The organism is Paraburkholderia sp. J94 (assembly GCF_905220285.1).
In the GTDB taxonomy this organism is placed as follows: domain Bacteria; phylum Pseudomonadota; class Gammaproteobacteria; order Burkholderiales; family Burkholderiaceae; genus Paraburkholderia; species Paraburkholderia tropica_A.
In genome coordinates, this window is record NZ_CAJMZH010000007.1 from 67196 (window position 1) to 93076 (window position 25881).

At 65.3% G+C, this 25881-nt stretch carries 24 protein-coding genes; 18 read left to right on the forward strand and 6 right to left on the reverse strand.

The annotated features are described in order from the left end of the window. Positions 1 to 57: 57 nt before the first annotated feature. Entirely contained in the window at positions 58 to 1683 is a 1626-nt protein-coding gene (locus U4Y88_RS16235; protein WP_321785021.1) for a putative bifunctional diguanylate cyclase/phosphodiesterase, read from the reverse strand. Positions 1684 to 2001: 318 nt separating this feature from the next. Here U4Y88_RS16235 and U4Y88_RS16240 point away from each other — a divergent pair, with 318 nt between their 5' ends. After that, positions 2002 to 2781 (forward strand): hypothetical protein, encoded by a 780-nt coding sequence (locus tag U4Y88_RS16240; protein WP_310632072.1) that lies wholly within the window; start codon positions 2002 to 2004, stop codon positions 2779 to 2781. A gap of 130 nt (positions 2782 to 2911) precedes the next feature. Continuing rightward, a complete protein-coding gene (locus tag U4Y88_RS16245) occupies positions 2912 to 3793 on the forward strand; it encodes a LysR family transcriptional regulator (protein ID WP_224008994.1) in 882 nt (293 codons plus the stop codon). A gap of 27 nt (positions 3794 to 3820) precedes the next feature. On the opposite strand, the gene U4Y88_RS16250 is transcribed toward U4Y88_RS16245, so the two are convergent. Then, positions 3821 to 5581 carry an IlvD/Edd family dehydratase gene (locus tag U4Y88_RS16250; RefSeq protein WP_321785473.1) on the reverse strand — a complete coding sequence of 587 codons (1761 nt, stop codon included), beginning with the start codon at positions 5579 to 5581 and terminating at the stop codon, positions 3821 to 3823. Between the two features lie 96 nt (positions 5582 to 5677). Next, the gene (locus U4Y88_RS16255) at positions 5678 to 6985 is read right to left on the reverse strand and encodes an MFS transporter (protein ID WP_321785023.1); all 1308 of its coding nucleotides are present in this window, start codon (positions 6983 to 6985) and stop codon (positions 5678 to 5680) included. A gap of 74 nt (positions 6986 to 7059) precedes the next feature. Here U4Y88_RS16255 and U4Y88_RS16260 point away from each other — a divergent pair, with 74 nt between their 5' ends. The 4 genes from U4Y88_RS16260 (at position 7060) to U4Y88_RS16275 (ending at position 10184) form a co-directional block, all read left to right on the forward strand. Beyond that, positions 7060 to 7278 carry a hypothetical protein gene (locus U4Y88_RS16260; RefSeq protein WP_321785025.1) on the forward strand — a complete coding sequence of 73 codons (219 nt, stop codon included), beginning with the start codon at positions 7060 to 7062 and terminating at the stop codon, positions 7276 to 7278. 114 nt (positions 7279 to 7392) lie between these two features. Beyond that, positions 7393 to 8397, forward strand: coding sequence for a sugar phosphate isomerase/epimerase family protein (locus tag U4Y88_RS16265; RefSeq protein WP_321785027.1), 1005 nt, complete (start codon positions 7393 to 7395; stop codon positions 8395 to 8397). A 49-nt stretch (positions 8398 to 8446) separates the two neighbouring features. Then, entirely contained in the window at positions 8447 to 8833 is a 387-nt protein-coding gene (locus U4Y88_RS16270; RefSeq protein ID WP_321785029.1) for a C-glycoside deglycosidase beta subunit domain-containing protein, read from the forward strand. Positions 8834 to 8957: 124 nt separating this feature from the next. Beyond that, entirely contained in the window at positions 8958 to 10184 is a 1227-nt protein-coding gene (locus tag U4Y88_RS16275; RefSeq protein ID WP_321785030.1) for an MFS transporter, read from the forward strand. 104 nt (positions 10185 to 10288) lie between these two features. On the opposite strand, the gene U4Y88_RS16280 is transcribed toward U4Y88_RS16275, so the two are convergent. Together U4Y88_RS16280 and U4Y88_RS16285 are read right to left on the reverse strand one after the other, a co-directional pair. Next, positions 10289 to 11227, reverse strand: coding sequence for a LysR family transcriptional regulator (locus U4Y88_RS16280; RefSeq protein WP_224008983.1), 939 nt, complete (start codon positions 11225 to 11227; stop codon positions 10289 to 10291). Between the two features lie 37 nt (positions 11228 to 11264). After that, a complete protein-coding gene (locus U4Y88_RS16285; RefSeq protein WP_224008981.1) occupies positions 11265 to 12191 on the reverse strand; it encodes a LysR family transcriptional regulator in 927 nt (308 codons plus the stop codon). 335 nt (positions 12192 to 12526) lie between these two features. Between U4Y88_RS16285 and U4Y88_RS16290 the strand changes: the two genes are divergently transcribed. The 11 genes from U4Y88_RS16290 (at position 12527) to U4Y88_RS16340 (ending at position 23644) form a co-directional block, all read left to right on the forward strand. Then, positions 12527 to 13669: a porin gene (locus U4Y88_RS16290; protein ID WP_321785032.1), complete on the forward strand. Its 1143-nt coding sequence runs from the start codon at positions 12527 to 12529 to the stop codon at positions 13667 to 13669. A 23-nt stretch (positions 13670 to 13692) separates the two neighbouring features. Then, positions 13693 to 14052 carry a hypothetical protein gene (locus tag U4Y88_RS16295; protein WP_321785034.1) on the forward strand — a complete coding sequence of 120 codons (360 nt, stop codon included), beginning with the start codon at positions 13693 to 13695 and terminating at the stop codon, positions 14050 to 14052. 72 nt (positions 14053 to 14124) lie between these two features. Then, positions 14125 to 15180 (forward strand): sugar phosphate isomerase/epimerase family protein, encoded by a 1056-nt coding sequence (locus U4Y88_RS16300; protein WP_321785036.1) that lies wholly within the window; start codon positions 14125 to 14127, stop codon positions 15178 to 15180. A 51-nt stretch (positions 15181 to 15231) separates the two neighbouring features. Further along, positions 15232 to 16395 carry a Gfo/Idh/MocA family oxidoreductase gene (locus tag U4Y88_RS16305; protein ID WP_321785038.1) on the forward strand — a complete coding sequence of 388 codons (1164 nt, stop codon included), beginning with the start codon at positions 15232 to 15234 and terminating at the stop codon, positions 16393 to 16395. A gap of 40 nt (positions 16396 to 16435) precedes the next feature. Next, positions 16436 to 17599 carry an alpha/beta hydrolase family protein gene (locus U4Y88_RS16310; protein WP_321785040.1) on the forward strand — a complete coding sequence of 388 codons (1164 nt, stop codon included), beginning with the start codon at positions 16436 to 16438 and terminating at the stop codon, positions 17597 to 17599. Positions 17600 to 17622: 23 nt separating this feature from the next. Continuing rightward, positions 17623 to 18570 carry a VOC family protein gene (locus tag U4Y88_RS16315; RefSeq protein ID WP_321785042.1) on the forward strand — a complete coding sequence of 316 codons (948 nt, stop codon included), beginning with the start codon at positions 17623 to 17625 and terminating at the stop codon, positions 18568 to 18570. Beyond that, positions 18567 to 18977, forward strand: a complete 411-nt coding sequence (locus U4Y88_RS16320) for a Rieske (2Fe-2S) protein (protein WP_321785044.1) — start codon at positions 18567 to 18569, stop codon at positions 18975 to 18977. Before U4Y88_RS16315 ends, U4Y88_RS16320 begins: the two co-directional genes overlap by 4 nt. Continuing rightward, complete coding sequence (locus tag U4Y88_RS16325; protein WP_321785046.1) at positions 18970 to 20100, forward strand: FAD-dependent oxidoreductase; 1131 nt, start codon at positions 18970 to 18972, stop codon at positions 20098 to 20100. Before U4Y88_RS16320 ends, U4Y88_RS16325 begins: the two co-directional genes overlap by 8 nt. 31 nt (positions 20101 to 20131) lie before the next feature. Continuing rightward, positions 20132 to 21148, forward strand: a complete 1017-nt coding sequence (locus tag U4Y88_RS16330) for a fumarylacetoacetate hydrolase family protein (protein WP_321785475.1) — start codon at positions 20132 to 20134, stop codon at positions 21146 to 21148. A gap of 11 nt (positions 21149 to 21159) precedes the next feature. Then, entirely contained in the window at positions 21160 to 21948 is a 789-nt protein-coding gene (locus U4Y88_RS16335) for a cyclase family protein (protein WP_224008963.1), read from the forward strand. Positions 21949 to 21970: 22 nt separating this feature from the next. Then, entirely contained in the window at positions 21971 to 23644 is a 1674-nt protein-coding gene (locus U4Y88_RS16340) for a GMC family oxidoreductase (protein WP_224008961.1), read from the forward strand. A 125-nt stretch (positions 23645 to 23769) separates the two neighbouring features. Here U4Y88_RS16340 and U4Y88_RS16345 read toward each other — a convergent pair whose 3' ends face one another. Then, complete coding sequence (locus U4Y88_RS16345; RefSeq protein ID WP_224008959.1) at positions 23770 to 24063, reverse strand: hypothetical protein; 294 nt, start codon at positions 24061 to 24063, stop codon at positions 23770 to 23772. 344 nt (positions 24064 to 24407) lie between these two features. Between U4Y88_RS16345 and U4Y88_RS16350 the strand changes: the two genes are divergently transcribed. Next, a complete protein-coding gene (locus U4Y88_RS16350; RefSeq protein WP_321785048.1) occupies positions 24408 to 25325 on the forward strand; it encodes a class I SAM-dependent methyltransferase in 918 nt (305 codons plus the stop codon). Positions 25326 to 25881 lie beyond the last annotated feature (556 nt).

Below are 25881 nucleotides of genomic sequence, written 5' to 3' on the forward strand. Positions count from 1 at the left end.
AACCGGCAGATTCGACGATGTCGAAATCCGTAGCAAGCGACAGGCCCGCCGCCGTTTCTAGGCCTCGCTCGCCGCGATGCCCGGCATCGGCTCCGTGCCGCAATCGGACCGCAGCGGACGCGGCCGCTCGCGCAGCGCCTCAACGAGTTGCGAGACCTGCTGCGCCGGCATCGGCTTGCCGAACAGATAACCCTGCGCGAAATCGCAAGGCTGCGTCGAAAGCCACAGCACGACGTCCTCGTCTTCGACGCCTTCGGCGGTCGCCTTGATGCGCAGACTGCGTGCGAGCCCGAGCACGGCGGCCACGACCTTCTCGTGTTCCTGGATCCGCGTGTTGAGAAAGGACCGGTCGATCTTGATCTTGTCGATCGAGAGGTGAGTCAGGTGATAGATCCCGGAGTAGCCGGTGCCGAAATCGTCGAGCGCAACGGTGATCCCGCGCGACTGCAGTTTAGAGAGGTTTTCCCGCACGGCCGCGATGTCCGAGACCAGCGCCTGCTCGGTAATTTCGATTTCGAGCCGGTGCGCCGACCATCCCTGTTCGGTGATGGCAGCGTGCAGCCGGTCCGCGAAGCCTGTTTCTTCGAGCATCGAAGTCGTCACGTTGATCGCGAGCGTCAGATGATCGGGCCAGTCCCGCGCGCAATCGATCGATCTGGCCAGCAGCGAGAACGTCATTTTCGGAATCAGCCCGAGGCGATCCGCGACAGGCACGAAATTCACCGGTGCCTGCAAGCCGCGCTGCGGGCAGCGCCAGCGCGCGAGGATTTCGAATCCGACGACGTGCTGCTCGGGCAAGCTCACGATCGGCTGAAAAAACGGCTCGATCTGATCGTGTTCGATCGCGAGCGCGAGATCGGATTCGAACTGGCTGGCGAGTTGCTGCGCCTTTTCGTAGCTCGGCTCGTAGAAATGGAACGTCGCGCGGCCCGCGCTCTTGCCGCGATACATGGCATGGTCCGCGCAATGGAGCAGCGCATCCGGCAAGTCCGCGTCGAGATGCGCGATGCTGATGCCGACGGTCGCGCTCACCGTGGTGGCGTCATCGAGCGAAGCGAGCGGCGCGCCGAGATGGGCCAGGATGTCGATTGCCAGCGCGGCGAGGCGCGTCTTGTCGATGTCGTTGACGATCATGGCGAATTCGTCGCCGCCGATACGCGCGACGCAGGCCTCCGAGTGCCTGGCGATCTGGTGCAGCCGCCCGGCGAGTTCGCACAGCACCTTGTCGCCCATTGCGTGACCATGGCCGTCGTTGATGCGCTTGAAGTCGTCGAGATCGATGAGAAAGACGGCCGCGCCTCGCGCGTGGTCGAATGCCGCCGCGAGGTGCTCGTTGAAGACGCGACGGTTGAACAGCCCCGTGAGCGGATCGTGGCGCGCGAGCTTTTCGCTCTGCACCTGCGCGCGCCGCAGCGCGCTATAGCCGTCTTTCTGCGTACGCAACGACCGGCTCAGCCAGATTGAGGGAGCGATGAGCGCGACGATTGCAAAGCTCGACGACGTGAGGATGAAACGCCAGCGTTCGGAAAACTCGAATGACGGTTCGTAGGTGAATCCGAGCGCGTGCATGGCCCAGCGTTCGAGCTTGAACTCCCACAGACAGGATAGCGCGAACACCGTCGCAAGCACGGTGGCCGCGAGGCCCAGAACGTGCCGGAGTATCTGACAGGTAGAAGCGCGCATTACGGATAAAGCATGAGTAGTCTTCATGCGTTATCGGCAGCGATGCGGCGAACTGAAGATCGGACCGTCGTTCCTGCGGCGAGCCTCGCGCGCTGTACAAATAAGCCGATCTGACCCGACGACCCGGGAAGGGCACACGCAAAGGGCGCACATAAAGCGCACACGAAGCGCACACAAAGCGACCACAAGGCGTGCTTAAGCGCCAACGCCGCCTATCTGTACGAATCCGCACGTAACGGAGTACCGATTTCGGTCACGATCCGTCGTTGGCTAAGATTGCATTTGCATTTCATTCCGAAACCACGCTGGGGGATTTCGATGAGTGCTTTCAACCACGGTAAGTCGATCGACGGATACGCCAGGGTCAGCGCGGCCAGCGCGCAAAGCCTGGCCGAGTCGATGGACGAAACCGGCGTCGCGGTGCTGCATGACGTCGTGCCCGACGAGATCATTGCGCGAATGCGAGGCTTCGTCGGCGATCAGATCGCGCGGCGCGGCGGTCAGTATTTCAGTTGCGAGGGCACGGCGTGGACCGCGGACACCTGTCTGCGTCCGCTGATCGAGGACGCGGGTTTGCACGCGCTGTTGCGATCGCTCTACGAAGGGAAAATGCGCACGCCGCCGCCGAGCGAGCGGATTTTTCCGGTGTTGCGCGTGCTGACCGGCTCGCATGGACTCCGACATGCGCTCAACTTTCACTACGACTCCTATGTCGTCACGGTGCTGCTGCCGGTTTTGATACCCAACGCGCCGGGTGAGCCGCCGGGTCATTTGCTGATGTTTCCGAATCTACGCGACGCGCGGCGATCCGCGGTCGTGAATATTCTTGAGAAGCTCGTGATGGAGAAATTGCTGAAACGGCTCTGGCGTAAAGAGCGCGTGCAGCATTGGTTGTCGGCGAAGATCGTGCCGCTGACGCCGGGCAATCTCTACTTCTTCTGGGGCATGCGCTCGCTGCATGCGAATCAGGCCTGTCTGCCCGCGAGCGTGCGCTGCACGGTGCTCATGCATTTCGGCGATCCGCACGAGCGCAGCCGGTTCAAAGGGTTTTCGCAGCAATTGCACGCGCGCCGGCTGCGGCGCATGGCGAGGGATTAAGGGCTGACGCCATTCCGCCGCCCGCAGGTCGGTCGATATTATTCTGTGATCCTAACGTTATCTTTCCACTGCGCGAGCGCATACGCGAAAGCGGCTACCAAAGCCGCCCGTCCGTGTCATAAAATAGGTCATGGACATTCGTTATGTGCAGAGTTTTGTCGCGGTGGTGGAGAGCGGTTCTATCGCTGAAGCCGCGCGACGTCTTGGGCTGACGGCAACCGCGGTTGCCGCGCGCATTCGCTCACTCGAAGAAAGCCTGGGCACCACGCTGATTCAACGCTCGGGGCGCAACGTCGGACCTACCGCGGAAGGTGTGAAGGTGCTGGACAGCGCGCATGCGCTGCTGCGTGCCGTGCGCGACATGCAGGCCATCGCGCAGGACGGCCAGATGCAGGTCGGCGAGCTGAGGGTCGGCGTGTTCCAGTCGGCCATGGTCAGCATCCTGCCGTCCGTTTTGCAGGGCGTTTATGCCACGTATCCCGACCTCAAGATTTTCGTCGATACGGGAAGCTCGGTCGATCTCTGCAAGAAAGTCTGCTCCGGCGAACTCGATGTCGCGATCGTCGTCGAGCCGCAGTTCGCGATGCCCAAGACGTGCGAATGGCATCCGCTGACTGAGGAGCCGCTCGTCGTGGTGGCGCACGCCTCGATGCAAGGACGCGACGCGCACGAACTGCTGACGTCCGAGCCCTTCGTGCGCTACGCGCGCTCCGTGTTCGGCGGGCAACTGGCCGACCGCTACCTGCGGGACAACGATCTGCACCCGAGGCAGCGGCTCGAAATCGACGGCTTGCTCGCCATCGCGACGCTCGTCGACAAAGGGCTCGGCGTCTCGCTGGTGCCCGACTGGCCGTCGCTGTGGACGAGCGGTCTCGCGATTACCCGGATTGCGCTGCCCGAACGCGCGCCGGTGCGCCGCATCGGGCTCGCGATCGCGCGGCACTCGCCGCGCTTCGCGTTGGTGAAGCTGTTCGCGCAGGCCGCCGCGGTCACTTTCAACCGGCCGTTGTGACGCGCCGCGCGGCCTTGCCCGCGCCGGTCAATCCGGCTTGTCTTTTTGAAGGCTGGCGGCGCGCAGGAAGTCGAAATCCACGCCTTCGTCGGCTTGCGTGACGGTCTGCAGAAACAGCTTGCGATAGCCACGTTCGGCCGTCGGCCGCTTGATCGGCGTGGCTTGCGCGCGGCGCTGCAGTTCGTCGTCGGAAACAAGCAGCGCGATCTCGCGATTCACGACGCTGAGCCGAATCCGGTCGCCGTTTCGAACGTAGGCCAACGCGCCGCCGACGGCCGCCTCGGGCGTCACGTGCAGGACGATCGTGCCGAACGCGGTGCCGCTCATCCGCCCGTCGGAGATGCGGACCATATCTTTCACGCCGGCCCGCGCGAGCTTGCGCGGAATGGGGATGTAGCCGGCTTCGGGCATGCCGGGCGCGCCAACCGGGCCGATGTTCTTGAGCACGAGGACATCGTCGGCATTCACGTCCAGGGCGTCGTCGTCGACGCGCGCGATGAGGTCTTCGACGTTTTCGAACACCACGGCGCGGCCCTCGTGTTCCATCAGCTTCGCGTCGGCGGCCGATTGCTTGATGATCGCGCCGCCCGGCGCGAGATTGCCGCGCAGCACCGCGAGGCCGCCCTGCGGATAGATCGGCTGCGCAAACGAACGCACCACGTCCTGCTTGAAGCCCGCGCCGCTCGCCTCGATCTGCTCGCCGAGCGTCTGGCCGCTCACGGTCAGCGCATCGAGATGCAGCAGCGGCTTCAGTTCGCGCAGCAGCGTGGCGACGCCGCCCGCCTTGTGAAAATCCTCCATATAGTGCTGGCCGGTCGGCTTGAGGTCGAGCAGCACGGGCGTTTCCTTGCCCATGCGGTCGAGCGTATCGAGATCGATGGTGTGGCCGAGACGGCCCGCGATGGCGCTCAGGTGCACGATGGCGTTGGTCGATCCGCCGATCGCCAGCAGCACGCGCATCGCGTTCTCGAACGCCTTGGGCGTGAGGATCCGGTCGATGGTCAGCCGCTCGCTGGCCAGCTTGACGGCTGTCGTGCCGGTTTGCTCCGCGACACGGATACGGTCCGCCGTCACCGCGGGCGGGGTCGCGCCGCCGGGCACCGTCATGCCGAGCGCTTCGGCGATGCAGGCCATCGTGCTCGCCGTGCCCATCACCGAGCACGTTCCCACGCTCGCGACGAGCTGGTTGTTCACGTCGTCGATTTCCTGCTGATCGATTTCGTTCGCGCGGAACTTGCCCCAGTAGCGGCGGCAGTCGGTGCACGCGCCCACGCGCTCGCTGCGATGCGAACCCGTGAGCATCGCGCCGGTCACGAGCTGGATCGCGGGCATGCCCGCCGAGGCGGCGCCCATCAACTGGGCCGGCACGGTCTTGTCGCAACCGCCGATCAGCACGACGGCGTCCATCGGCTGCGCGCGGATCATCTCCTCGGTGTCCATCGACATCAGATTGCGCAGATACATCGAGGTCGGCGACGAGAAGCTCTCGTGAATCGAGATGGTCGGAAAGTCGATCGGCAGACCGCCTGCGAGCATGACACCGCGCTTCACGGCCTCGACGAGTTGCGGCATGTTGCCATGGCACGCATTGAAGCCGCTGCCCGTATTCACGATGCCGATGACCGGGCGGTCGAGCGCCTGGTCCGTGTAACCCGCGCCTTTGATGAACGCTTTGCGCAGGAACAGCGAAAAGCCCTGATCGCCGTAAGAGGTCAATCCGCGCTTCATGCCGGTCGTTTCTGCGGTGTTGTGCGGGGCAGACTTGTCCGCGTTTTCAGCCTTATCCATCTTGTCAGCCATGACGTTTCTCCAAAAATTTCGCTTGCAGGTGTGCCTGGGCGCTCGTTCGTTCGATGCGTCCGGTGGCGGCGGCGGGCGCGCGCCTCAGCGGTTGACGACCCGCGCTGGCAGGAACACCAGAATCAGGATCGCCGAGAGCGTGAGACAGCCCGCGACGAGGTAGAGCCCCGAGGTCAGGGAATGCGTTTCGGTTTTGAGCCAGCCCATGACGGACGGGCTGACGAAGCCGGCGAGATTGCCGGTCGAATTGATCAGCGCGATGCCCGCCGCGGCGGCGGTGCCGCCCAGGAACGAGGTGGGCAGCGCCCAGAACATCGGCAGCGCGGAAATGATGCCCGCCGCGGCGAGCGAGAGTCCGATCATCGCGGGCACGATCTGATTGCCGCTCAACGCGCAGAGACAGAAGCCCAGCGCGGCCACGAGCGCGGGGGCGCTGACGTGCCAGCGGCGCTCGCGCAGGCGGTCGGCGCTGCGGCCTACCAGCATCATGGCGATCAGCGCGCACGTGTAGGGAATCGTCGAGAGCAGCCCGACGGTCAGCGGGTCGTTGACGCCCGAGGCCTTGATGATGGTCGGCTGCCAGAAGCCGATGGCATACGATCCCATGATGATGCCGAACAGGATCAGACCCAGCAGCCAGACCCAGGCGGAGGACACGGCGTCCTTGAACGAGCCATGCGTGCGCCCGGCCGCGTCGCCCTCGACTTCCTGGAGGATGTGCGCCTTTTCTTCGTCGCTGAGCCAGTGGGCGTCTTTCACGCGGTCGTCCAGAAAGAAGAAGACGATGATGCCGAGCGCGATCGCCGGCACCGACTCGATGATGAACAGCCACTGCCATCCCGCATGACCGGCGACGCCCGCGAAGGCATGCATGATGTAACCGGAAAGCGGCCCGCCGAGCATGCCCGACACGGGATTGCCCGCGGTCAGCACGGCCATCATCTTGCCGCGCCGCTGCGACGGAAACCAGTAGGTCAAGTACAGGATCATGCCCGGATAAAACCCCGCTTCGGCCACGCCGAGCAGGAAGCGCACGACGTAGAACATCGTCGGCGTGGTGACCCACGCGGTGGCGAGCGAGAGCAGCGCCCAGGTCACCATGATGCGCGCGATCCAGCGGCGCGCGCCGACGCGATGCAGCAGCAGGTTGCTGGGCACTTCGAACAGAAAGTAGCCGACGAAAAACAGACCCGCGCCCAGGCCGTAGACGGCCTCGCTGAAGTTCAGGTCGTTGAGCATCTGGAGCTTGGCGAAGCCGACGTTTACGCGGTCGAGGTAAGCGACCACATAACAGACGAACAGCAGCGGCATGAAGCGCCAGGCGGCCTTGCGGAACGTGGCATCCGCGGACGCGCGATGGATATCCGCGGGCAGGGCGGGCTGTGAGGACATCGTTGTCTCCTGATGGATGGTCGTGACGAGCGTTCGACGGCGCCATGCGGCCTCTCGTGGCTGGAGGCCTGTGCATGAACGGTCGCGCTTCGTATTGCCAGGGTATTGCGTGGGTTATTGCCCCGGTATTGCTGCCGGATTGCTTCCGGATTGCGCGAATCGCACCGGACGGCGCCCGGGCGCTCGGCCCGGCGTTCGGCGATCCATGGCGAGACTATGCAGGCGCGCCTTCCGGCGAAGAAGGCGACGGCATTGGGTTCAGAACGAAAAGATTTTTCGGTGTGCGGTTTTGAGGACGAACCGTCGAATCACGAAATTCAATAGTTCACACGCGAAAACTATCAATTTTCATTGCGTCGCGGCCGCCGAATAATCCGTCTCAGGCTCACCACAAAGACGGAGACAGCATGTCCAAACCCGCCCGCATCCAGCGCGGAATCAGCCTCTACAGCTATCAGGAGGAATTTTTCCTGCGCAAGCTGGATCTCGAAGGCTGCATCGCCGAGGCGGCGAAAATCGGTGCGAACGGCATCGAGATCGTGAGCGAGCAGATGATTCCTCGCGCCCCGCACGCATCCGACGACTTTTACGCGCAGTGGCACGACTGGATGGCGCAGTACGGCACGACGCCGGTCTGCCACGACCTTTTTCTCGATACCAAGCGTTACCCGGACCGCCGCCTGACCGACGACGAATGCGTCGCCTCGATCGAAGCCGACCTGCGCCACGCGCATCGCCTCGGCTGCCGCTTCGTGCGCGTGCTCGTGAGCGTCTCGCCGCACATCCTCGCGCGCTGCGTGAGCGCGGCCGAACGCTACGACGTGAAGATGCTGCTCGAAGTGCATTCGCCGCTGCATTTCGACCATCCGTGGATCATGCGTCACGCGGAGTCGATGGAACGGCTCGGCACGCAGCACATCGGCTTCATGCCCGACATGGGCATTTTCGTGAAGCACTATCCGCGCGTCATGCGCGACCGCTTCGTGCGCATGGGCGCGCGCGAGCAGGTCGCCGATTTCATCTGCGCCGCCTACGACGATCGCACGCTCTCCGAGTATCTGCTGCAGGACGTGCGCCAGATGGGCGGCACGGGCGTCGAGCTGGCGATGGCCGAAACCGTGCGCCACACGATCTGGTCGAGCCCGAAGCGGCTGCTCGAATTCATGCCGCGCATTCACCATATTCACGCGAAGTTCTACGAGATGACGGCCGAGTGCATCGAGCCGAGCATCCCGTACGACGAAATCCTGCCGGTGCTCGTGGAGGGCGGCTACGACGGCTATCTGTCGAGCGAATACGAAGGCAATCGGCACGTGCAGGACGCCTTCGAAGTCGACAGCGTCGAGCAGGTACGCCGGCAGCATGCGATGTTCGAGCGTCTGCTGGAGCAATACGCGCCGGTGGCGGCATAAGGCAAATTGCGGCGAACGCTCACAGCATCCATTCGCGGAGACACACACCATGTTCGATAAATACATCCTTTGTGAAAACAGCCTGCGCCCGCGTCTCGAAGCGGGCGAGCCGAACGGCTTCTCGGTCGACGTGCGGCTGCCTTATTACCGCGCGCTCGGTCTTTCGATGGTCGAGCAGATCGCGCTGACGATCGACGGCGAGGCGGTCGCGCCCGAGCGCATGACGCTGTGCGTCGCCGACGGCAGCTTCGCGCTCGCGCAGCTCGGCGCGGCGCACGACGCGCGCTGGGGCTTCGGCGAAGTCGCGCGGCTCGAAGTGGACGGCGCGCTGCCCGCGACGGGCGAGCACGACGTGCAGATCGAGCAGCATCTGCGCATTTCCTACCTGCCGTTCACGCTGGTGGGGAAGGATCGCAAGCGCCTGACGCTGGGCTGATCCGAGGGAAATCGGGCGCCGGGCGCGCGAATGCTGGTAGCATGCGCTCGCGCGCCCGGCTCGAACCGATGTAGCGACACACCTATGAGACAACGGCCGCCACGACGGCCGCAAGGAGACGCGTATGACAAATAGAGCACAAGCCGGCGGCCCGCAACGGCAGGCCGGCACGGCGCAAGGCCTCGTGCTGAGCGTGGCATCGACGATGTCGGTGATGGGCGCGGTCGTGATGGCGCCGCTGCTGCCGAGCCTGCACGCCGAATTCGCGGCGACGCCCGGCGTCGATTTCCTGGTGCCGATGGCGCTGACCGTGCCCTCGCTGTGCGTGGCGCTGCTCGCGCCCGTGATCGGGCTGGCGGCGGACCGTATCGGGCGGCGCCGCGCCTATCTCTTCGCGCTGCTGTTCTATGTGCTGTGCGGGACCGCGCCGCTCTATCTGCATACGCTGCCGCAAATCCTCGTGAGCCGCCTCGGCGTGGGCGTCGCGGAGGCCGTCATCATGGTCTGCAGCACGACCTTGCTCGGCGACTACTTCACCGGCTCCGAACGCGTGAAATGGCTGTCGGCGCAGTCGGGCATCGCGTCCGTCTCGGGCATCGCGTTCATCATGCTCGGCGGCGTGCTCGGGCGCGACAACTGGCGCATTCCGTTCGCGATGTACGCGCTCAGTCTCGTGCTGTTCGCCGCCACGCTGCTCTGGACCTGGGAGCCCGCGCCGCGCGAGCGCGAAGCCTCGCAGACGACGCGCTTCCCGTGGGGCATGCTGCTCGGCAACGGCGTGCTCACGGTGATCGGCTCGCTGCTGTTCTACCTGATTCCCGTGCAGATGGGCGCCGTGCTCGCGAGCCACGGCGTGACCTCGCCCGCGAGCATCGGCGTGCTGATTTCGATTGCGAGCATTGCGATTCCGATCGGCGCGTTCCTGTTCCGCCGCGCGGCGCTGCGCATCCGCCTCGACGTGATCGTGTGCCTGCCGTTCCTGCTGATGGGCGCGGGGCTCGTCGCGCTCGGCCGCACCGGCGATCCGCATATGGACGTCGTGGCTGCCACGGTGCATCAGCTCGGCGGCGGTTTCGTGCTGCCCGTGCTGCTGACGATGGCGCTGCAGCGCCTGCCGTTCGAACTGCGCGGACGCGGCACCGGCATCTGGATGTGCGCGTTCTTCCTCGGCCAGTTCATCAGCGCGCCGGTCGCCATCGGCGCGATGAAGGCGGCGGGCAGCATCGGCGTGTCGCTCGGCTGGCTCGGCGGCATGAGTCTCGTGGTGTTTGCGCTGCTCGTGCTCGCCGCCGTGCCGCGTGCGCGCCGCGAAGGCTGGGGCGTGCCGCAAGGGACGACCGCCGGTCAGTGAGATTGTGATTCGACGCTTGATTGACGCCATGCCGCGCATACCGGCATGGCGTTTTGCTTTTCAGGCTTTCAGATTTTCACGCTTTGCAGACGGCGCCGCGCGCGTCAGGCAACCGGCGCGATCTCGCGCGCGCAGTCGATCAGCGTGTCCTTGAACCACGCATAGGCGGGATCGTTTTCGCGCGTCTGCTGCCACTGCACGACTTCGGCGAGCGGCGGCAACGGGATCGGACAATCGACGACGCGCAGTTCGCGCTGCCGGGCCGCGAAGCGCTCGGCGACGAACGACGGCAACGTGGCGATCAGCGGCGTGCCGGGAATCGCGAACGGAATCGCGAGCAGATGCTCGGTGCGCACGACGCGCTCGCGCTGCGCGCGATGGATCAGCGCATCGTCGGACTCGATGGTCGCCACGCTGCCGTCGAGCAGCGTCGGCACGATATGCGGCAGCGCGTAGAACGCCGCTTCGTCGAGCGGGCCGCGCGCGGCTTCGTTGCCGCGCCACACGAGACAGCGATACGGCGCCGTGAGCAGCGGACGGCGCGGATGATCCGCCGACGTGAACAGCGACGGCAGCACCACGAAGTCCACGCCCTGGCGTTCGAGCACTTCGACGGCGGGCGCGCGCGCTGAACGAAACGCGCTGAAGGTCCGCACGTTCAGGCTGACGCCGGGCGCGGTCCGCGCGAGACGCGCGCTCATCAGCGGCAGCACGAAGCCCGCGACGATCTCCGAACAGGCAATCGAAAAGCGCCGCTCCGCGCGCGAGGGATCGAAGCCGGGCTTCGCGGACGTCAGCACGCGCGCGCGTTCGAGCCAGCCGTGCACGGCGGGTTTGAGTTCGAGCGCAACGGGACTGAGCGTGAGCGTGCGGCCCTGCTGCACGAGCAGCGGATCGCCGAAATGTTCGCGCAGGCGCGCGAGCATGGCGCTGATCGCGGGCTGCCCCACGTTGAGCCGGTCGGCCACGCGCGTGACGCTCGGGTCGTCGAGCAGCGCGTCGAGCACCACGAGCAGGTTCAGATCGATCGAGCGATAACGCATGGCGCGAGGTCCTTCAAAAGCCGCATCAAAAGCCGCATCAAAAGCCGCTCGCGCAGTCGACGATCGTGCGCGCGAGCCATTCCACCGCGGGATCGCCCGCGTGCGCCGCGCTCACTTGCAGTGTCTCCCAGACGTCGATCGCCGCGAACGGCGCGGGCACCACGCGCAACGGCATCGTGCGCTCCCAGTCGAGCGCGAGACGCGACGGCACCGTGCCGATGCGCTCGGTGCCGATCACGAATTCGGGTACCAGCAGAAAGTTGGGCACGATCACATCGACCTTGCGCGCCACGCCCGCGCGTTCGAGGCGGCGGCCTTCGACCGTGTTCGCGGCCGAATCCATGAACGTCGCGATGACGTGCGGCAGCGTCGAATACTGCTTCGTGCTCAGCGTCTTGCCGACCAGCGCGTTGTCGCGCGAGACGATGCAGGTGAACGTTTCGTGAAAGAGATCGATGGAAGGCTGATCCGCCGACGTGAACTCCTTCGGCGCGATCGCGAGATGCGCGCCGCGCCGTTCGATTTCATCGCCCATCAGATTGCGCGCGCGCGGCAGCAGGCTGATCAGCGGACGGATCGACAGCGACACGTGCGGCGCGGCCTCCATCAGCCGCGCGATCACGCGCGGCATGAACACCTGCGCGACGTAATCGGAACACAGCACCACGAACTCCTGCTGCGCGTCGGCGGGCACGAACGCGTGATTGGCGTTGGCGATCACATCCGCGCGCTGCAATAGCGTGCGCAGCGTCGATTGCAGTTCGTAGCCGAGCGTGGTCGGCGTCATCTGCCGGTTGCGCCATTCGAGCAGCGCGTCGTCGAAATGCTCGCGCAGACGGCCGAGCGCCGAACTGACCGCCGACTGCTTCAGACCGATGCGCAACGCCGCGCGCGAGACGCTGCGCTCGGTGAGCAGCGCGTCGAGCACGACGAGCAGATTGAGATCGAGTCCTTTGAGGCGCATGCGCAGGCGTGGGGCTGAAGGAGGCGTGGCGGAGGCGCCGTGTGAGGCGTAGTGGGACGAATTGTGCGGAACAATAGTTCGGTTCGGCTGTTAGTGATTTCCCCAGGCTAGAGCGCTGCCAAATCGCGCCGGAAGCCAGTCTGGACGCGGCCTTCAATGTTTCGCCGAGGTATCACGGCAATCAATACAGTGTGCGCGATATTTTTCATTTTTCGTGATGCCGGCGCCTGTCAATAATTCGATCCACGCGCTGCGAACGACAGCGCGGCGCAGCACGGCCCGCCACCCGCGCGAGCCGCACGATAACGACGCAGACAGGTCAGGAGACGATCACGATGAACCCCCAATGCGACTGGCACGCGCGCAGCGCGGCCGGCAAGCGCAGCCGCTGGAGGCAGCAGGAACGAGCAAGCCGCTGGACCCGCCTCGGCCGCTTCGGCATTCCACTCGGCCTGTGCCTCGCCGGCACCGCCGCGAGCGCGCAGCAGGTCACGCTGTACGGCACGATCGACACGGGTATCACGTACATCTCGAACGCGGGCGGCAAGTCGCTCGTCGAGATGCAGCCGAACATCATGTGGAAAAGCGCGTACGGGTTCCGCGGCAGCGAAGACATCGGCGGCGGCACGAAGGTGATCTTCGACGTGAGCAATACCTTCAATACCTCGACCGGCGCGAACTACGGCTTCGGTCCTTCGTTCGGCGTCAGCAACGACCGGTGGGGCACGCTCACAATGGGCCAGCTGAACGACTTCATGTTCCTCTCGCTGACCGTCGCGCGCTGGGGCCCGCAACTGTATTCGGCGCCGCCGTACTACACCTCGGCCGGACCGTTCAGCAAACTGGGCCTGAAATACGGCTCGATGGACTTCAACGGCCAGGCCGGCTGGTACACCTTCAATAACGCGGTGAGCTACCGGTCCCCGACGATCAACGGCCTCACGTTCGGCGCGATGTACGCGTTCGGCAATGTCGCGGGCCATATGGGCAGCGGCGATTCGAACAGCTTCGGCCTCGACTATAGCGTCGGCCCGCTGCAACTCGATGCGGCGTACACCTTCACGCGCTCGGCGGACATCGTCGAGTCGGGCCAGGCGCTGCGCAACTGGGGCTTCGGCGGCCGCCTCGCCGTGGGCGCGGGCACCGTGGATGCGGTCTACACGAACACGCGCAATACGGCGCTCGGCACGGGCGTGCAGGTGGTGGGCGTGGGCGGCCAGTATCCGGTCACGCGTAATACGGTCCTGTCGGTGAATTACCACTACGACTGGGCGAACGCCGCGCAGAACCGCTATCACGCCAATCAGCTGGGCGCGGGCATTTTCTACGGCCTGTCCAAACGCTCGGACATCTACGCGACCGTGACGTGGCAGCACGCGAGTGGCGAAGGCGCGACCGCCGAAATCAACTATGCGATGGTCGGCTCGAGCAGCGCCACGCAAACCGTGGCGCGTGTGGGTATCACCCACCGCTTCTGATCCACGCCGACCGGAGATCGACCATGTATCTACGCATTATCTTGAGCGTCTTGCTCGCTTTATCGGGAATCCTGAATGTTTGCGCGGCGGAGAACGGTGCACAGAGCACTGCACAGAGCACGGCGCAGAGCACTGCGCCGCCCGCGAGCGCAGCCAGCTCGGCGGAACAGGTCAAGCGCGTGTGCCGCCAGGTCTGGAAGCACGATCACTACGAGGAAAAGTGCCGCACGATCCGGCGCGGGCCGCCGCCTGCGCCGCGCATCGACCAGCCGCCTTCGCCGCCGAACTCGCGCAAGGACGGCCCGCAGAGCCGCGCGCCCAGGCATCCGCACGGCACGAGCGACGTGAGGCCGGTGAGCGCCACGCGCAAGGACGCCGAGTAAGCCTGGCTTGATATCGGCTTCGAATTTGCCTCACGTTTTGCCTGAACTCCCACGACTGGAAGCACGCCCATCATGAAGACCCTTCGCGGCCCCGCGCTCTTTCTCGCCCAGTTCGCGAGCGACGAAGCGCCGTTCAACTCGCTCGATTCGATCGCGCGCTGGGCGTCGGCGCTCGGCTATCGGGGCGTGCAGATTCCGTCGTGGGATGCGCGTCTGATCGATCTGGAGCGCGCGGCCACGAGCCAGACTTATGCCGACGAAGTGCGCGGCACGCTCGCCGAACACGGCCTCGCCGTGACCGAGTTGTCCACGCATCTGCAAGGTCAACTCGTGGCCGTGCATCCCGCCTACGACGCCGCGTTCGATGGCTTCTGTCCGCAGGCCTTGCGCGGCCAGCCGCGTGCGCGTCAGCAATGGGCCGTCGAGCAGTTGATGCTGGCGGCGCAGGCGAGCCGCCGTCTTGGACTCGACGCGCACGCCACGTTTTCGGGCGCGCTCGCCTGGCCGTTTCTCTATCCGTGGCCGCAGCGTCCGGCCGGTCTCGTGGACATGGCGTTCGCGGAACTGGCGCGCCGCTGGCGGCCGATTCTCGATGCGTTCGACGCCGTGGGCGTCGACGTCTGCTACGAGATTCATCCCGGCGAAGACTTGCACGACGGCGCGAGCTTCGAGCGCTTTCTGGACGCGCTCGGCGGCCACGCGCGCGCGAACCTGCTGTACGACCCGAGCCATCTGCATCTGCAGTGCATGGACTATCTCGCGTTCATCGACCTCTATCACGAACGCATCAAGGCCTTTCACGTGAAAGACGCGGAGTTCCGCCCCGATGGACGGCGCGGCGTGTACGGCGGCTATGGATCGTGGCTCGAACGCGCCGGACGCTTCCGCTCGCTCGGCGACGGCCAGATCGACTTTCGCGCGATCTTCTCGAAGCTCGCGCAATACGACTTCGCGGGCTGGGCCGTGCTTGAGTGGGAATGCGCGCTCAAGGACGCGGCGGCGGGCGCGCGCGAAGGGGCGCGTTTTATCGCCGATCACATCATCGAGGTCACGCAGCGCGCGTTCGACGACTTCGCCGCGTCGGGCGTGGACGAAGCCGCGAACCGGCGTCTGCTCGGACTCGATTGATCGCAGGCGAAGTAGCGGATGGACACGCAGAAATAGAAAGGATACCGAAGCATGAAGGATGAAATCAGGATCGGCATGGTGGGCGGCGGCGAGGGCGCGTTCATCGGCGCGGTGCATCGCATGGCCGCGCGTCTCGATGGCCGTTACCGGCTGGTGGCGGGTGCGTTCTCGTCGGACGCGGCGCGCTCGCGCGCGTCGGGCGAGGCGATTGGCGTCGATGCCTCGCGTGCGTATGCCAGCTGGCAGGCGATGCTGAGCGCCGAGCGCGAACGCGAGGACGGCATCGAAGCGGTCGTGATCGTCACGCCCAATCATCTGCATGCGCGCGTCGCGCGCGACTGCCTCGCGGCGGGCCTGCACGTGGTCTGCGACAAGCCGCTCGCGACCACGCTCGCCGAGGCGCGCGCGCTGGCCGATGTCGCGCGCATCTCCGGCCGTCTGTTCGGCGTGACCTACACGTATAGCGGTTATCCGCTCGTGCGCCACGCGCGCGAGATGGTGAAGGCGGGCGCGCTGGGCGAGATCCGCTCGGTGCAGGTGCGTTACGCGCAGGACTGGCTCAGCGAAGCGCTGGAAACCACGGGCAACAAGCAGGCGGCGTGGCGCAGCGATCCCGCGCTCGCGGGCGAGGGCGGCTGCATCGCCGATATCGGCACGCACGCGTATCACCTCGCGCGCTTCGTCACCGGTCTCACGCCGCACCTCCTGCTCGCGGATCTCACGAGCGCCGTACCGGGCCGCCGTCTCGACGACAACGCCCAGGTCATGCTGCGCTTCACCAACGGCGCACGCGGCCTGTTGTGGGCGAGCCAGACGGCGCCTGGCAATGCTAACAATCTCGAACTCGCGGTGTACGGCTCGCGCGGCGGGCTGAGCTGGCGCCAGGAAGCGCCCGACGAACTGCGCTTCGCGCCGCTCAACGAGAGTCCGCGCACGATCCGCCGTGGCGACGCGAGCCTGAGCGCCGCAGCGATGGCGGCCACGCGCGTTCCGATGGGACATCCCGAAGGCTACCTCGAAGCCTTCGCGAATCTATACGGCGATTTTGCCGACGCAGTCCGCGCCCATCGCGACGATCCGCAGCGCGCCGCGCAGGCGAGCGCGTTTCCGACGCTCGATGATGGCCTCGAAGGCATGCGCTTCGTGCACGCCGCGCTAGCGTCGTCGCGCGAAGGCGGCATCTGGCTGCCGCTGCGCGATCCCGCGATCAACTGATTCTTTCACCGGCTTTATTGGCTTAATGGCAAGGGCAACCATGTTCAAATATTTCCCGACTAATTACGGCTGGAATCTCGCCGTCGATCTCGCGCTCGAAATGGGCGGCCGCATCGGCGAAATCGAAGCGATGTGCGCCCCGCTCATCGACGCCTCGAAGGACCGCGACGCCGTCGGCACCGCCGCGTTTCGCGACGCGTGGTCGCAAACGGCGGAACGCCTCTGCGTGCTCGCCGCCGAAGACGAAGCGAAGGGCAGGCTGATCTCGGCGGGCGACAAATACAACCGCGCCGCGATCTATCTGCTGACCTGCGAGCGCTTGCAGGCGCATGGCGCGCCGGGGCGCGTCGAACTGTATCGCCGCTTTCTCGACGTGTTCGCGCGCGGCCTCGCGCTCTCCGGCGAAAACTGCGAACGCGTGACGATCCCCTATGGCGACAGCGAACTGTCCGCGCTCTACGTGCGCGCCGAGGGCGTATCGGGCCGCACGCCCGTGCTCGTGCAGGTGAACGGTCTCGATTCGACCAAGGAACTCAAGTACCGCGTGGGCTTGCCGCAATGGCTCGCGAAACGCGGCGTGGCCTCGCTCGTGGTCGATCAGCCCGGCAGCGGCGAGGCGCTGCGTCTGCATGGCCTGCACGCGCGTCATGACAGCGAGCATTGGGCGACGCCGGTCGTCGACTGGCTCGAACAGCGCGCGGATATCGACGCCGCGCGCATCGGCCTCGAAGGCGTGTCGCTCGGCGGTTACTTCTGCCCGCGCGCCGTGGCGTTCGAGCCGCGCTTCGCGTGCGGCGTGGTGTGGGGCGCGAATCACGACTGGCGCGAAGTGCAGAAGCGCCGCCTTCAGCGCGAAGGCAATTTCCCGGTGCCGCATTACTGGGAACACGTGCGCTGGGTCTGGGGCGCGCGCGACATGGACGAGTTTATGCAGATCGCCGAGCACGTGCATCTCGACGGCGTGCTCGACCGCGTGAAGGTGCCGTTCCTCGTCACACACGGCGAGCAGGACTCGCAGATCCCGCTGCAGTGGGCGCAGCGCACCTACGAGCAACTCGTCAACAGCCCGAAGCGCGAACTGAAGATCTTCACGGAGCGCGAGGGCGGCGTGCAGCACAGCAGCTTCGACAACTCCGCGAACGCGGGCGCGTATATCGCCGACTGGGTGGCCGAAACCCTCGGCGCACGCATCGCACTGGCCTGAATAGAATTTAAAGAGGAATCCAGATGAATATCATTGGACCGGATGCGCTGGTGTTCGGCGTCGACGACGTCGCGGCCTGCGCGCAATATCTGACCGACTACGGTCTCTCCCCTGTCGACGTGAGCGCCGAAGGCGGCCGCTTCGAGGCGCTCGACGGCACCGCCATCGTGATTCGCCGCAAGGACGACGCAGGCCTGCCGCCGCCGATGGCCACGGCGAACCTGCTGCGCGAAACCGTCTACGGTGTGGCCGATGCCGCGACGCTCGACGCCATCGCGCAGGAACTCGGCCGCGACCGCGAAGTGACGCGCCGCGCGGACGGCTCGATCGCCAGCGTGGACGACGCGGGCTTCGCGCTCGCGTTTCAGGTCACGGTGCGCAAGCCGCTCGCGTTGCCCGCCGAAGCGAGCAACGCGCCGGGCGCAGAACGCGCACGCGGCGTCAACGTGCCGGCGGTGAATCCCGATGCGCCGGTGCGTCCGCGCTCGCTTTCGCACGTGGTCTATTTCGTGCCGGACGCGCAAGCCGCCGAAGCGTTTTACGTCGAGCGTCTGGGCTTCGTCTGCTCGGACCGCTTCACGGGCGTGGGACCGTTCCTGCGCCCCGCGGGCACGCACGATCACCACACGCTGTTCCTGATCCAGACGCCGCCGTTCATGAAGGGCTGCGAGCACTTCACGTTCCACCTCGGCGGCCCGAGCGAACTGATGCAGGCGGGCACGCGCCTCGTCGAGAAGGGCTATCAGTCGTTCTGGGGACCGGGGCGTCATCGCTTCGGTTCGAACTGGTTCTGGTACTTCAACAGCCCGCTCGGCTGTCACGTCGAATACGACGCCGACATGGATCTGCACGACGCCGAGTGGATCGCGCGCGAAGCGCCGATGAGCGCGGACGCGTCGCAACTCTTCCTGTTCCAGCATCGCGAGCGCTGGATGCCGGGCGGTCCGCCGCCGAAGGGCGCAGCCGCGTGAACGCAGCGACGTCGCGCGCCGTGCGGCTCTGCCATCTCGACGACCTCGCACCCGGCGCGTCGCGCGGGTTCGATCCGCACGGCAGCGGGCGCGACACGCTGTTCGTGATTCGCCGTGCGGACCACACAGCAAGCGTCGATGCCTGGCGCAACGCGTGTCCGCATTACCCGCCCGGCGACGCGGTGCCGCTCGCGTGGCGCAAGGACCGCTATCTGAGCGCGGACGGACGTCACATCGTCTGCGCGGGGCACGGCGCGCTGTTCGACCTCGCGAGCGGCGTGTGCGTGCGCGGGCCGTGCGAAGGCGCGCGTCTGCAACGCATCGCGCTCACGCTGACCGAGGGCGGCGAACTGTGGTTGAGCAATAACGATTCCGATAACGATTTTGTGGAGTGGGACCATGCCTGAAGGCATTTCTCGTGTGCTGGTAGTGGGCGGCGGCTTTTCCGGCATGTCGGCCGCCATTGAGTTTCGCAAGCGCGGCGTGGCGGTCGATCTCGTCGAGATCGATCCGGGCTGGCGTTCGTATGGCGCGGGCATCAGCCTCGGCGGCGCGACGCTGCGCGCGTTCCGCACGCTCGGCGTGCTCGACGCGTTCCTCGCCACCGGTTATGCCGCCGACGGCGTGAACGTCGCGCTCGCGGACGGCACGCCCATCGGCACGCTGCCCACGCCGCGCATCGCAGGCGACGATGTGCCGGGCGGCGGCGCGATCATGCGGCCCGCGTTGGCCGCGATTCTCGCGCAGGCGACGCGCGAGAGCGGCGCCGATGTGCGCCTCGGCTGCACCGTGAGCGCGTGGCGCGAAGACGGCGAGGGCGTCGAGGTGACGTTCTCCGATGAATCGACGCGGCACTATGACCTCGTGATCGGCGCGGACGGTCTTTACTCGACGCTGCGCAAGCAGGCGTTCCCGCACGCGCCCGCACCGGCCTATAGCGGCCAGGGCGTGTGGCGCGCCGTGTTCGAGCGGCCCGAGCAGGTGAGCACGGCGTCGATGTGGGTCGGCGAGCGCCTGAAGGCGGGCGTCAATCCCGTTTCGCGCGAGGCGATGTACCTCTTTCTCACGGAGAACCGTCCGTCGAACGAGTTCGTCGATCCCGCGCAATTCGTCACGCAATTGCGCGATCTGCTCGACACGTTCGGCGCGCCGGAAGTCCGGGCCTTGCGCGATCAACTCGGCGAGCACTCGCAGATCGTCTATCGCCCGCTCGAAAGCCTGCTGCTGCCGCGCCCCTGGTACACGGGCCGCGTGGTGCTGATCGGCGACGCGGTGCATGCCACGACGCCGCATATGGCGTCGGGCGCGTGCATCGGCATCGAAGACGCCATCGTGCTCGCGCAGGAATGCATGGGCGAAGGCGCGCTCACGCAGCGGCTCGCGCGTTTCGAGGCGCGCCGCTGGGAACGCTGCCGCATGGTGGTGGAGAACTCGGCGCGGCTCGGCGAGATCGAGATCGCGGGCGGCGACCGCATGGAGCACGCGGGCATCATGCGCGAAACGCTTGCGGCGCTGGCGCAGCCGATCTGAGCGCGACGGCATGAAGGAGACAGCGATGAAACTGAAGCTCGCCACGCTCGACGACGGCAGCGCCGACGGCGCGCTCTGCGTCGTGTCGACGGACGGCACGCGCGGCGCGCTCGCCACGCAGATCGCGCCGAACCTGCTGTGCGCGATCGAGCAATGGGACGCCGTGGCGCCCGCGCTCGACGCGCATCGCGTCGCGCTCGATGCGGGCGCGTTGATCGAGAGCGAGAGCTTCGTGCTCGATCAGGCCCGCCTGCGCGCGCCGTTGCCCCGGACGTTTCAGTGGTGCGATGGATCGGCGTTTCTGGCGCACGGTGCGCTGATGGAGCGCGCGTTCAACACGGAGCCGATGCCCGATGCGCGTGAGGTGCCGCTCATGTATCAAGGGGCGAGCGACGACTTTCTGGGTCCGCGCGACGATGTCGCGTTGCCCGATGAGGCGCATCAGATCGACTTCGAAGGCGAGTTCGGCGTGATCGTCGGCGCGACGCCGATGGGCGTTTCGCCTCGCGAGGCGCTCGGCTTTATCCGGCTCGTCGTGCAGCTCAACGACTGGAGCCTGCGCGCGTTCGGCCCGCGCGAGATGAAGACCGGCTTCGGCTTTCTGCACGCGAAACCATCGACGAGCTTCGCGCCGATTGCCGTGACGCCTGCCGCGCTCGGCGACGCGTGGCGCGATGGCCGGCTCGCGCTGAAGCTGCATGTCGAGCGCGACGGCGCGTGGTTCGGCGAGCCCGATGGCCGCGCGATGCACTTCCACTTCGGCGAGTTGATCGCACACGCCGCGCGCACGCGCGCGCTGAGCGCGGGCACCTTGATCGGCTCGGGCACGGTCTCGAACGAAGGCGCGCCCGCGGGCTCGGCGTGTATCGCGGAGCGGCGCGTGCTCGAACTGCTCGAAGCGGGCCAGCCGCGCACGCCGTTCATGCGCTTCGGCGACCGCGTGCGAATGGAAGCGCGCAGCATCGACGGGACGCAGGCGCCGTTCGGCGTCATCGATCAGCGCGTGGTTCGCATCGACAACGTGTCGCACGATCACTCGAATAATTAATCAGGAACCCTATGAAAACCCCGCGAACGTTCATCGACCTGTCGATCTATCTGGAGAACGACGTGCTCTCCGACCCGCCGCCGCTCGCGCCGAAGATCACCTATCAGCGTCACGCCGATACCGTGCCCGAATTTCTCGCGATGCTGCCGGGTGTGCAGCCTCAAGACTTCCCCGATGGCGAGGCGGCCGCCGCCGAATGGGTCACGCTCACGACGCATTCGGGCACGCATCTGGACGCGCCATATCACTTCCATTCGACGATGGATGCAAGTTTCGGCGAGCCGAAACCTTCCACGACGATCGATCACGTGCCGCTCGAATGGTGCTTTCAGCCTGGCGTGAAGCTCGATTTCCGTCATTTCCCCGATGGCTATGTCGTGAGCGCAGCCGATGTCGAAGCCGAACTGAAACGAATCGGCTACACGCTCGAACCGCTCGACATCGTGCTCGTGAACACGCGCGCGGGCTCGCGCTACGGCCACAACGACTATGTCAGCGCCGGCTGCGGCATGGGCTACGAAGCGACCATGTATCTGCTCGAACGCGGCGTGCGTCTGACCGGCACCGACGCCTGGAGCTGGGACGCGCCGTTTTCCTATACCGCGAAGCGCGTGGCCGAGACCGGCAACAAGGCGCTGATCTGGGAAGGGCACAAGGCGGGCCGCGATATCGGCTACTGCCACCTTGAAAAGCTGCACAACCTCGAAGCGCTGCCCGACCACGGCTTCACGGTGTCGTGCTTCCCCCACAAGATTCGCGGCGCGTCGGCGGGCTGGACGCGCGCCGTCGCGATCCTTTGAATCCGGTATCGAGAGAATGTCGATGAGCAACGAAAGCAGTGAATTCGATTATGTGATCGTCGGCGCGGGATCGTCGGGCAGCGTGCTCGCCGACCGCCTGAGCCGCGACGGCAAGAGCCGCGTGCTGCTGCTCGAAGCGGGCGGCGATAACGAATCCGAACTCGTGCGCATGCCGCGCGCGTTCATGAAAATGTGGGGCAATCCGCAATACTTCTGGCAATTTCCCGTGAAGGCGCAGAAGGACCGCCCGGCGAATGAAACGTGGGTTTATGGACGCGGGCTCGGCGGATCGAGTTCGACCAACGGCACGTGGTATCTGCGCGGCATGCCCGCCGACTACGACGCGTGGCACGCAATGGGTTTGCGCGAGTGGTCGTGGAGCGAAGTCGAGCGCTGTTTCGGCGAAATGGAAAACTACCGCTACCGGCACGGTCATCGCTCGCGCGGCCGCAACGGGCCGCTTCAGGTGACGGAGTTGCCGTTCCGCTCGCCGGTGATCGACGCCGCGCGCGAGGCGGGCCGCCAGATGGGCCTGCCCGTGCTCGACGACATCAACACGCCGAATACGCAGGGCATCGGCTACACGCAGGCGACGGTCGATCGGCGCGGCCGCCGCGCGTCGGCGTATCGCGCGTTTCTCAAGCCTGCGATGCGCCGGCGCAATCTCACGGTGATCACGGGCGCGCTTGCGGAGCGCATCGTGTTCGAGGGCACGCGGGCAACGGGCGTGCGTTATCGCGTCGGCGAAACAGCAGGCTTCGCGCGCGCGCGACGCGAAGTGATTCTCTGCGCGGGCGTGTTGCAGAGCCCGAAGCTCTTGCAGATCTCCGGCGTCGGTCCTGCGGATGTGCTTGCGAAGGCGGGCGTCGACGTCGTGAAAGATCTGCCCGCCGTCGGGCGCAATCTCGTCGATCACGCGATGTTCTCGATTTCGTTTCGCATGCGCAACGATCCGGGTTTCAATCGCGAATTCCACGGCTGGCGCTTGATGCGGCATGTGCTTCAGTACTACACGACGCGCACCGGGCTCATGGCCTATACGTCGCCGGAACTGACCGCGCTGGTGTCGATGCGATCCGAGCCGCATTGGCCCGACGTGCAGTTCGGCGTGGGGCCGTTTTCGATGCGTTCGTCCGAGGAAATCAAGGCCGATCCGGGCCGTGGCGCGTTGGAGGATCAGCCGGGAATCACGCTCAATGGCTATTATTTGCGGCCGAAAAGCCGTGGCAGCGTGGCGATCCAATCGGCGGATATCGCGCAGCCGGTGCTCGTCGATGCGAACTGGTGGGGCGATCCTGAGGACCGCAAACTGCTGATCGACATGCTGCGTCTCATGCGCAAGTTCGCGGCCCAATCCGCGCTCGCGCCGTATATCGTGCGCGAGGTTACGCCCGGCCCGCAGTATCAGAGCGACGACGAGATCTTCCAGGCATTGCAGTGGCTCGTGAGTCCCGGCGTGCACGCGACCGGCACGTGCCGCATGGGCGCGCCGGAAGATTCGGTGCTCGATTCGCGCTTGCGCGTGCATGGCGTTGACGGGCTGCGCGTGGTCGATTGCTCGTCGATGCCGACGCCGCCTTCGGGCAACACCAACGGTCCGGCGATGATGCTCGGTTATCGTGCGGCGGAGTTGATTCTCGAGGATCGCGATCGGCGCGTTGAAGAACGGTGTGCGGGGACTGCCGTGTTCGCGTAGTGCTTTGTTGAGTGTTTTGTTGAGTGTTTTTGGTGGCTTGCACGTTGCGGTTTGCGCGCAACGTGCAAGCTGATCACGTAGGCGTCACGGTCGCTGGAATAGCCGCCCGGGACGCGCGTCGATCGTCAACCTATCTTGTTGGCCTGCTCTTTTGCGAGCAGACGTTGCGCCTGGCGATCCCCATGGTTGGCTTCCTGTGCGGTTTGCACCGAGGATTCGGTGGCTTCCGCAAAGGCTGCGCGCGCCATGCTGCTGATATTGACCGTATAGGAAGCCGATGGCGTCGAACTTTGCGTCGTCGTGCTGGATTGCGTCTGCGATGCGCTGGCCGGTTGCGCGGCGGCCGTCGCCTGTTGCTGCTGCGTTCCGGTACTCGTCGCGACGGACGCGGGTTGACTGGAAATGGCGGCAATGCTCATGAAAGGTCTCCAAAAGGTGAATGAACCGTGAACAGCGCACGGTTTATCGGAGCATCCTTTCCAATACTTAAGAAGTATTTATTTTCAGGTAATGAGCGGCCTTAAGGCTTGCATAAGCTGCGGTTTGATTTCCACTACGCCGACTCACAATAGCCGCGTGCCAGTCCATCGAAATCGTGGATGAAATGGCTGGAATGAAAATGTCTTTTATTCAACCTGCAAGCGCACGGAACGGCTTTCTTTTAAAAAAACGATCCAGACCGAAAGTCTGGTTTGTTAAGGCGTACATCAGGATACGTCGCTAGTATCTCGCCGATCGCTCAGGTTGCCCGTGGAAATCAATCTTGTCATCGCGCACGAATAACGTCACTCACGATAACTGGTCCACCTGGATTCTCCGGCAACGTCACGGCGACGATCGCGCGCAGGCGCGCAACGTTCGCGTCGAGATTACGAAATACGCCGACCGTGTGCTGGATTCCGTTCGACTCCAATCCGGTATGACATTGGCCGACATCGGCACCGGGGATGGTCTCGTGGGATTTCGGGCGATCGAGCGCGCCGGTGCTTCGATCAGCGTGATCATGACGGATATTTCACCGCCGTTGCTGGAGCACGCTGAAGAGACCGCCCGAAAGCTCGGTGTCAGCGGGCAGTGTGCATTCGTTCAGGGGTCCGCCGAGCAGCTGGACGGTATCGCCAATGCATCCGTCGATGCGGCCACGATGCGGGCCGTGCTCGCCTATGTGCCGGACAAGCCCGCGGCAATGCGCGAGCTTTATCGCATTCTCAAACCGGGTGGCCGTTTCGCCATGGCAGAGCCGATTCTGCGTGACGAAGCGCTTGAGGTTTGCATGCTCAAGCGATTGGTCGATGAAGGCGCGTTCGAGGCCGGCGATCCGTTCTTTCCGCTTTTGCTCCGATGCCGGGCCGCACAATTCCCCGACACGGAAGACAAGCTGCGATCGCTGCCCATAACGAACTATGGGGAGCGCGATCTGGTTCGCTTTGCGATGGATGCGGGATTCACGGACATTCATCTGGAACTGCATATCGATGTGCGGACCGAGGACAGTCTTCCGTGGGACATGTTTATCCGCACCTCGCCGCATCCTTTGGCGCCGCCGCTGGAAGAGATCCTCAAGACGGAATTTACCCAGAGCGAGCGCGAGTATCTCGAAGTGCGGATGCGGGCGATTTTTGAAAGCGGCAAGCAGCTTGGCGCGGAACGCATTGCGTACCTGACGGCGAAAAGGCCGTAAATAGCGGACGCCTGGCGTTCAAGAAGGGCGGCTGATAAGCCGCCGTCACTTCCCCGCGCCGGTGGGCTGTTCGCAACTCATCACGAGTGTGCCTGCGTCGTTCGCCACGGCCCTCACGACGGCGCGGTGGAATTCGCCCGATCCGCAATACCATTCAGCGACAAAATCCGATCGGCACGCTTTTGCGTCGAAAGCGTGCTCAGGCGAAGCGACCGGATAACGGCAGGTCTCGCGAGCGTTACAGTGGAGCGCGAGCGTGCGCGTTGAATTGCCGTGACGCGCGCCGCAGTTCGCACCGTAAGTCCCCGATTCGATACGGATCGGGGACGCCAATGCGTTCAGACTCGCGCCAAGCAGAACGGCCGCCAATAAGGCGCAAAACGTTCGGTTCATGATTGCCCCCTTTATCGCGTCGGCGGCTTTCCTCCATTCAGTTTAGGGCGGATTGGGGACTCGCGAAACGCTGCATTCGACTACGCGCCCACGGCACCAAACCCCAGACGAATGCCGCCGTCATCACATCAGGTGATGACGGTCATATCCCCCGCTTCGTTGA

Excerpts from the sequence above, each read along its gene's own strand:
- U4Y88_RS16235 (WP_321785021.1), bottom strand. The coding sequence starts at position 1,683 with ATGCGCGCTTCTACCTGTCAGATACTCCGGCACGTTCTGGGCCTCGCG.
- U4Y88_RS16240 (WP_310632072.1), top strand. The coding sequence starts at position 2,002 with ATGAGTGCTTTCAACCACGGTAAGTCGATCGACGGATACGCCAGGGTC.
- U4Y88_RS16245 (WP_224008994.1), top strand. The coding sequence starts at position 2,912 with ATGGACATTCGTTATGTGCAGAGTTTTGTCGCGGTGGTGGAGAGCGGT.
- U4Y88_RS16250 (WP_321785473.1), bottom strand. The coding sequence starts at position 5,581 with ATGGATAAGGCTGAAAACGCGGACAAGTCTGCCCCGCACAACACCGCA.
- U4Y88_RS16255 (WP_321785023.1), bottom strand. The coding sequence starts at position 6,985 with ATGTCCTCACAGCCCGCCCTGCCCGCGGATATCCATCGCGCGTCCGCG.
- U4Y88_RS16260 (WP_321785025.1), top strand. The coding sequence starts at position 7,060 with ATGAACGGTCGCGCTTCGTATTGCCAGGGTATTGCGTGGGTTATTGCC.
- U4Y88_RS16265 (WP_321785027.1), top strand. The coding sequence starts at position 7,393 with ATGTCCAAACCCGCCCGCATCCAGCGCGGAATCAGCCTCTACAGCTAT.
- U4Y88_RS16270 (WP_321785029.1), top strand. The coding sequence starts at position 8,447 with ATGTTCGATAAATACATCCTTTGTGAAAACAGCCTGCGCCCGCGTCTC.
- U4Y88_RS16275 (WP_321785030.1), top strand. The coding sequence starts at position 8,958 with ATGACAAATAGAGCACAAGCCGGCGGCCCGCAACGGCAGGCCGGCACG.
- U4Y88_RS16280 (WP_224008983.1), bottom strand. The coding sequence starts at position 11,227 with ATGCGTTATCGCTCGATCGATCTGAACCTGCTCGTGGTGCTCGACGCG.
- U4Y88_RS16285 (WP_224008981.1), bottom strand. The coding sequence starts at position 12,191 with ATGCGCCTCAAAGGACTCGATCTCAATCTGCTCGTCGTGCTCGACGCG.
- U4Y88_RS16290 (WP_321785032.1), top strand. The coding sequence starts at position 12,527 with ATGAACCCCCAATGCGACTGGCACGCGCGCAGCGCGGCCGGCAAGCGC.
- U4Y88_RS16295 (WP_321785034.1), top strand. The coding sequence starts at position 13,693 with ATGTATCTACGCATTATCTTGAGCGTCTTGCTCGCTTTATCGGGAATC.
- U4Y88_RS16300 (WP_321785036.1), top strand. The coding sequence starts at position 14,125 with ATGAAGACCCTTCGCGGCCCCGCGCTCTTTCTCGCCCAGTTCGCGAGC.
- U4Y88_RS16305 (WP_321785038.1), top strand. The coding sequence starts at position 15,232 with ATGAAGGATGAAATCAGGATCGGCATGGTGGGCGGCGGCGAGGGCGCG.
- U4Y88_RS16310 (WP_321785040.1), top strand. The coding sequence starts at position 16,436 with ATGTTCAAATATTTCCCGACTAATTACGGCTGGAATCTCGCCGTCGAT.
- U4Y88_RS16315 (WP_321785042.1), top strand. The coding sequence starts at position 17,623 with ATGAATATCATTGGACCGGATGCGCTGGTGTTCGGCGTCGACGACGTC.
- U4Y88_RS16325 (WP_321785046.1), top strand. The coding sequence starts at position 18,970 with ATGCCTGAAGGCATTTCTCGTGTGCTGGTAGTGGGCGGCGGCTTTTCC.
- U4Y88_RS16335 (WP_224008963.1), top strand. The coding sequence starts at position 21,160 with ATGAAAACCCCGCGAACGTTCATCGACCTGTCGATCTATCTGGAGAAC.
- U4Y88_RS16340 (WP_224008961.1), top strand. The coding sequence starts at position 21,971 with ATGAGCAACGAAAGCAGTGAATTCGATTATGTGATCGTCGGCGCGGGA.
- U4Y88_RS16345 (WP_224008959.1), bottom strand. The coding sequence starts at position 24,063 with ATGAGCATTGCCGCCATTTCCAGTCAACCCGCGTCCGTCGCGACGAGT.